2 protein-coding genes are annotated in these 6,818 nt (G+C 72.4%); both read left to right on the top strand.

Annotated features, from left to right (window positions below; genetic code table 11):
* Positions 1–763: phosphopantetheine-binding protein (locus MZTS_RS25550; protein ID WP_281397091.1), on the top strand; the 763-nt coding region annotated here is incomplete at its 5' end.
* Between the two features lie 39 nt (positions 764–802).
* A partial coding sequence (locus MZTS_RS23825) for a beta-ketoacyl synthase N-terminal-like domain-containing protein (RefSeq protein WP_192285744.1) occupies positions 803–6,818 on the top strand: 6,016 nt, incomplete at its 3' end.

Raw genomic sequence — 6,818 nt, 5'->3', positions numbered from 1 at the left:
CCGCGTCCTGCGCGAGGCCGCCCGGCGGGGCATCGACCCGCAGGCCCACGCCGCGCCGGTGGTGTTCACGAGCGGCGTCGGGGTCGACAACACCGCCTCCGACGGGCGCACGGCCGACTGGCTCGGCACCTTCACCGGCGGCATCACGCAGACGCCCCAGGTCTGGATCGACCATCAGGTCGTCGAGCGCCAGGGACGGCTGGTCTTCAACTGGGATCACGTCGAGGCCCTGTTCGACCCGGCCTGGATCGCGGCGGCCTTCGACGGCTACTGCACCCTGCTGCACCGGCTTGCCGCCGATCGCGGGAGTTGGGCCAGTCCGCTCGCCGGCCTGGTGCCGGCAATCCCGGTGCCGGAGGTCGCCACCCCGGAACGCCGCTCAGCCCATGACGCGCCCGGCCTGCCGTCCGGGCCCGGCGCGGACGCGGCGGCCGAGTACCCGGCCGATGCCGCCCTCACGCCGATCATCGCCGCGGCGCTGGCGCAGGAGCTCGGCCTGGACCGGGTCGATCCCGACCGCAACGTCTTCGAACTCGGCGCCAGTTCCCTCAGCCTGATCCGGGTGCATCAGCGTCTCCGGCGCGAGCTCGGCCGCGACTTCCCGGTCGTGGCGATGTTCGGCCACCCGACCTGCCGCGCGCTTGCCCGCCATCTCACCCCCGAAGGTCCGCCGGAGGCGGCGACGGGGGAGGCCGACGCAATGGCCCGGCGGCTCGCCGCCCGCAGCCTCAATGCTCGGCGCCGGCAAGCGGCCCTGAGCTGAACGGTACGACAGACCCATCGAGAGTTCGAGAGAGCGTCCATGCCCGAGTTCGATCCGCGCTTCTTCGAGGCGCATTATGGCGAGGCGCAGCCGGTCGCGCTGATCGGTGCGGGCTGCCGCTTCGCGGGGGCCTCCGACCCCTTCGCCTTCTGGCGCCGCCTGACCGACGGGGAGACCTTGAGCCGCCCGGTCACGGCCGAGGATCTGACCCGCGCCGGGTTCGACCCCGGCCTCCTGGCCCAGCCCGGCTTCGTACCTGTGGCCAGCGTGGTCGAGGAGGCGGAGGCGTTCGACGCCGAGTTCTTCGGCACTTCTCCCGCCGAGGCGGCGAGCATCGACCCGCAGCAGCGCCTGTTCCTCACCTGCGCCTGGGAGGCGCTGGAGATGGCTGGCCTCGCAGGGCAGGCTGCAGGCGCGCGGATCGGCGTGTTCGGCGCGGCGCGGATGAGCACCTATGCGCTGCCCACCCGCGACGACGTGCTGGATCTCGCGAACCCCCTGACCTTCCAGCGCCTGATCGGCAACGACAAGGACTATCTGGCGAGCCGCGTCGCCTACAAACTCGCGCTGACCGGCCCGGCGCTCACCGTCCAGACCGCCTGTTCCAGTTCCCTCGTCGCAATCCACGTCGCCTGCGAGCAGTTGCGTAGCGGCGAGTGCGACCTCGCGCTCGCGGGCGGCGCGGCCCTCACCTTCCCGATGGATGTGGGCTACCGCCATCGGCCCGGAATGATCTTCTCGGCGGACGGGCGATGCCGACCTTTCGATGCGCAGGCCGACGGCACCTTCGTCGGCAACGGCGTTGCCGTGGTGCTGCTCAAGCCTCTGCGCCGGGCGCTGGAGGACGGCGATCCGGTCATCGCCGTCCTGCGCGGCTCGGCCGTCAACAACGACGGGTCCGGCAAAGCCGGTTACACCGCGCCCTCGCTCGCCGGCCAGCAGGCGGTGATCGAGGAGGCGCTCGCGCTCTCCGGCCTGTCCCCCGACGCGGTCGGCATGGTCGAGACCCACGGCACCGGCACGCCGCTCGGCGACCCGATCGAGATCGAGGCCCTCGCCCGCGCCTTCGGTTCCGGCCGGCGGGAACCCTGCGTCATCGGTGCGCTCAAGGCCAATACCGGTCATCTCGACACGACGGCGGGCGTCGCCGCCCTCCTCAAGGCGGCCTTCGCGGTGCGCGAGGGGCAGATTCCGCCGCTCGTGAACTTCCGAGAGCCGAACCCGGCCCTGCGCCTGGAGGAGACCCCCTTCATCATACCGCAGGCCCTGATGCCCTGGCCGGCACGGCAGCGCGTTGCCGGCGTCAGCGCCTTCGGCATCGGCGGCACGAACTGCCACGTCGTCGTCGAGCGCCTGCCGCCGGAACTCGAAGGCTCAGCCGAGGCCGTCGAGGCGTCTGGTCCCTTCCTGCTATCGGCCCGGGACGAGGCCGGTCTCAGGGCGCTCGCCGCCCGCCACGCCGAGCGCCTCCTCGACGGTATGCCAGAGGCGGTCCTGCCCGCCTACGCGGCAACGCTGTCGGCCGCCCGCACCCGCCTGCCCCATCGCCTCGCCGTGGCGGCCGACGACCCGGTCGAACTGGGCGCGATCCTGCGGGACGTCGCGGAGGCGGGTGCTCAGGCGCCGGCGCTCGTGGCGAAAGCTGCGTACGGGTGCACCGTATGGGGGATCGGGATCACCGAGGACGCCCTCGACGCCCTCCTCCGGGACGACAGGCCGCGCCCACGCGACATCGGCAGCCGACTCGCCCTGGCCCCCGTCGCCCTCCTCACCGGCCGGATGCATCGGAGCACCGCTACCGAGGCGGGCACGGATATTTCGGGCACCGATCAATGGAGCACGCTCGCCGCCGCGGCGCGGGCGTCGGCGGCGAACCGCGCCGCAGGCTACGACTGGTCCGGTCTGTCGGAGGAGGAGCGGGGCGTCGCCGCCCTCCACGCGATCTACGTCGCCCGCGCCTTGAGCGAACTCGGCGTCTTCGCCGACCCGGCTGCGCGGCTCGACCGCGACGCGGTCATGCGGGCCGGCGGCATTCCGGAGCGCTTCCGCGATCTCGTGGGGCGGCTGCTGCGCGACCTCGCGGCGGAAGGATGCCTTACGCGGGACGGCGTGGGCTATGGCGATCTGCGCGAACCGGTACCCTCCGATCCCGACGCCCTGCTCGACGGCATGCGTCGGCGCGGTTACCGGCGGCTCGCCGACCTCGTCGCCCGCACCGGCCCGCAACTCGCCGCCATGCTGTCGGGCTCGGGAAACCCCGTCTCGATCGTGTTTCCCGGCGGGGCGAGCGACGACGTGGAGGAGATGTACGAGCGCCAGCGCGACTCGCTCTACCTCAACGCCATCGCCGCCGACGCCGTTGCCGCCCTCGTGGCGCAGCGGCCCGCGCAGGCGCCGCTGCGCGTCCTCGAGATCGGGGCGGGGACGGGTGGCACCACCAGCGCCCTCCTGCCGGTCCTGCCGCCTGAGCGGACGGCCTACACCTTCACCGATCTCGGCCCACTCTTCCTGCGGCGGGCCGAGCGGAAATTCGCCGCCTACCCCTTCCTGCGCTTCGCGCCGTTCGATCTCGAGGGCGATCCCACGGCGCAAGGTTTTTCCGCAGCCTCGTTCGATCTGATCGTCGCCGCCAACGTGATCCACAACGCCCGCGACCTGAAGGCGGCGCTCGCGCGCCAGCGCGCCCTGCTGGCGCCGGGGGGCGTGCTGCTGCTTCGCGAGATCACGCGGCCGAAACCCCTGTTCGACTTCGTGTTCGGCCCGCTCGTGCCCGAACTCGCCGACAGCGAGTTCCGCGACGGCGAGCTGTTTCCCTCGTTGACGCGCTGGGGCGAAGCCCTGTCGGCGGCCGGCTTCGCCCACTGGAGCGCGGCGGTCGGCGAGGATCTCGCCCCTTTCGCTCTCGGCGAGCAGATCATCATCGCCCGCGCGCCCGAGGCGCGGAGACAGGCTCTTACCCCCGCAGCGACCGAGCCGCCCGCGCAGGATGCGGCCAGCCTCCTCGCCGCTCTGGTCGAGGGTAAGGGCGACGGTCACTGGACGCTCGCCGATCTCACGTTCTTCCCGCGCTCCGGCCGGGCCGCAACGATCCGCGGCGAGGCGGAAGGGCGCCTGTTCCTGCGCGACGGCGCCTCCGGTGCTCGGCTCGCCCAGGCACGGCACGCGATCCGGCCCGGTCCGGTCCGGGCCTCCTCGACCGACGGCTCCTTTACGCGGACCGAGGGCGGCCTGCGCGTCACCCTGGCCAGGGCACTGTCCGCCTTCGACCTCGAGGGACCGCTCACCCTCGACGCCCTGTCGGCCACCGGGTCCCTCGGCGCCGGCCCGGTCGGCTATGCCGGGACCCGGCGCACGGACGGGCGGATCGATCTGATCCTGGCGGACGAGGCTGACCGGCCGGTCCTTCATCTCGTCGGGGCGGCGCGTTGGGATCCCGCGGCGGCGAGCCTGCACGGCTGGACCTGGGCAGGGTTGGAGGCCTCCCCTCCCCTGGCCCCAAGCCGGGTGCTGACCTTCGACGGCGCTCCGTCCCCTACCGCGAGGAGGCTCGGCCTCGGACCGGACGACGCGGCGACGGCATCCGTGCCGCCGGCGGACGACCGCGTCCTCCTCGATCTGAGTGGCCGACCGACGAAGTTCGGGCCAGCGGATTACGCACGCCTCGTCGGGACTCTCGACAGGCTGGGAGCCGAGGGAGCAGCCATCGACATCCTGACGACGGGAGCGTTCGCGGCCCTACCCGCGGAGCCCATTTCCCGGCCAGATCTCGCCGGTCTTGTCGGCCTTCTCCGCGTGCTGCGGCGGGAGCGGCCGGCGCTGCGGCTGCGCCTCGTCGATTCCGATGCGCCGCTCGCCGCGCTGCCCGCGGAGCGGGCCGGGGAGGATCTACTGGCGCATCGGGCCGGGTCCTATCTCGCTCCCCGACTCGTTCCTGTCCATGGCGCTCAAATCCATGGCGTCCAAGCGCGCTCCGCAGAGGCTGAGGCCACTTCGGCGCAAGGGAGCGCACCGCAAGCGAGTGCATCACAACAGGGAATGAGAGCCCGATCGTCCATCGACGGGGACGCCCTGCACATCCTCACCGGGGGCCTCTCTCCCCTGGCGCTGACCCTGGCCGAGGATCTCGCGGAGCGGGGCGCGCGGCGGCTCTGGCTGCTGTCGCGGCGACCCGCCGATCCGGCCGAGCGCCACCGCCTCGACCTGATGCGCGGGGGCGGAGCCGAGGTCCGGCTCCTCGATGCGATCGATGTGGGTGAGGCCCACGCCCTCGACGATGTCCTGGAAGCCGCCTGCGCCGCTCCAGGCCGGATCGGTCGCATCTATCATCTCGCCGGCATCCTCGATGACGGTCCCCTCGCGGATTTCGACGCGGCCCGCCTGGACCGAGTGCTTATGGCTAAGGTCGAGGGTGCGCGGACTTTGATTGCGGCCCTGCCCCGCCTGAGGCCGGAGGCGTTGATTCTGTTCTCCTCGGCCGCGACCCTGTTCGGACCGCCGGGCCAGGGTGCGCACGCCCTCGCCAACGCAATCCTGGAAGGCCTCGCCACGCAGGCCGCCGCCGAGGGCTGGGCGGTCAAGGCGCTCGCCTGGGGCTTTTGGGACGAAGGCCGGACGTCCCGAGCCGAACTCGGCATCCGCCTCGCCGAGCAGGGAATGCGAGGCCTCGCCCCGGCGGAGGGCATCGCTCTGCTCGAAGCCGCTCTTGCCCAGCCCGAGCCTGTGCTCGCGCCCATGTGCGTCGATTGGGAGCGCCTTCAGCTGGTCGGGACGCTGCCCAACGCCTTCTCCGCGTTCCGGGCGCGCGGAACCGAGGCGGCGCCGGCGGCGGCTTCCAGGAGGGCGGATCCGGTCGCCTCGCCCTCCATCGAGGCGCATCTGCGCCGAACGCTCGGGGCCCTGCTCAAGGTCGATCCGGCTGGGCTCGACGGCAACGCCAACCTCGTGGCGCTCGGCCTCGACTCGCTGATGTTTCTCGAATTCAGCCAAGGCCTGGAGCGCGACCTCGGCATCAAGGTCTCGGCAGAGACGGCCCTGCGCTACGACACCTTGAACGCCCTCGCCGCCCATCTCGGAGACCGGGGCGCGGCGGGAGGGGCCCGGGTCGCCGCGACGCTGCGCCGGGAACTCGCCGCTCTGCTGCGTCGGCCCGAGGCGGAGATCGACCCGGCGAGCAACCTCGTCCAGCTCGGAATGGACTCGCTGATCTTCCTGGAACTCACCGAGCGCATCGATCGCGCCCTCGGCGTGCGGATCTCAGCCGAGACCGCCCTGCAGCACGACACACTCGGGCGGCTTGCGGCAGCGATCGAGGCGCAGCTCGGCGAGTCCGCCTCGCGATCCGGGCCGGCCGATCCCTTGCGCCGGGCGCTCGCCGCGTTGGGAGGCGAGCGGCCGGGCCTGCTCCTCGACAACGGCGACCTCCGGCCCGATCCGTCCACGACGCAGTTCGCCCTTTCGCCGCTGCAGCGAGACGGCTTCCAGCGGCGGGCGCGGGGGCGCCTCGGCGGCGTCGCCCGGCATCTCTACGTGGAGTACGACAAGCCCGCCGCCTTCGACCTTGCCGGGTTCGAACGGGCCTGGAACCGTGTCGTCGCCCGCCACCCGGCCCTGCGCACGGAGATCGACCCGGACGGAACCTGCCGCATCCTGCCTGCCGTGCCGCCCTACCGCATCGAGTGCGAGGACATCCGCGCCCTCGATCCGGCTGCCCGTGACCGGCGCCTCGCCGCGTTGCGCGAGCGCATGAGCCACCAGCGCCTCAACCTCGCGATCTGGCCGCATTTCGAGTTGCGCGCTACGCGAATCGATGCGGAGACGATCCGGCTGCATCTCGACATCGACACCACGATGGTCGACATCGAGAGCTTCCAGGTGATCCTGCGCGAGATCGACGTCGAACGACGTCAGTCGGGGCGTGCCCTGCCGCCGCTCGGCTTCTCCCCGGCCGACTACCGGCGCGGGGCGACGCTTGTGGCCGATCACGCCCCCGCCGTCCCGTCCGTTGCCCCTGTCCTTTTTAAACATCTGACGCTGCCGCCGAATAGGGGGGTGGAGA

This window comes from Methylorubrum zatmanii, assembly GCF_014845115.1.
GTDB lineage: Bacteria > Pseudomonadota > Alphaproteobacteria > Rhizobiales > Beijerinckiaceae > Methylobacterium > Methylobacterium zatmanii.
This window is presented reverse-complemented; position numbering and strand designations above follow the sequence as displayed.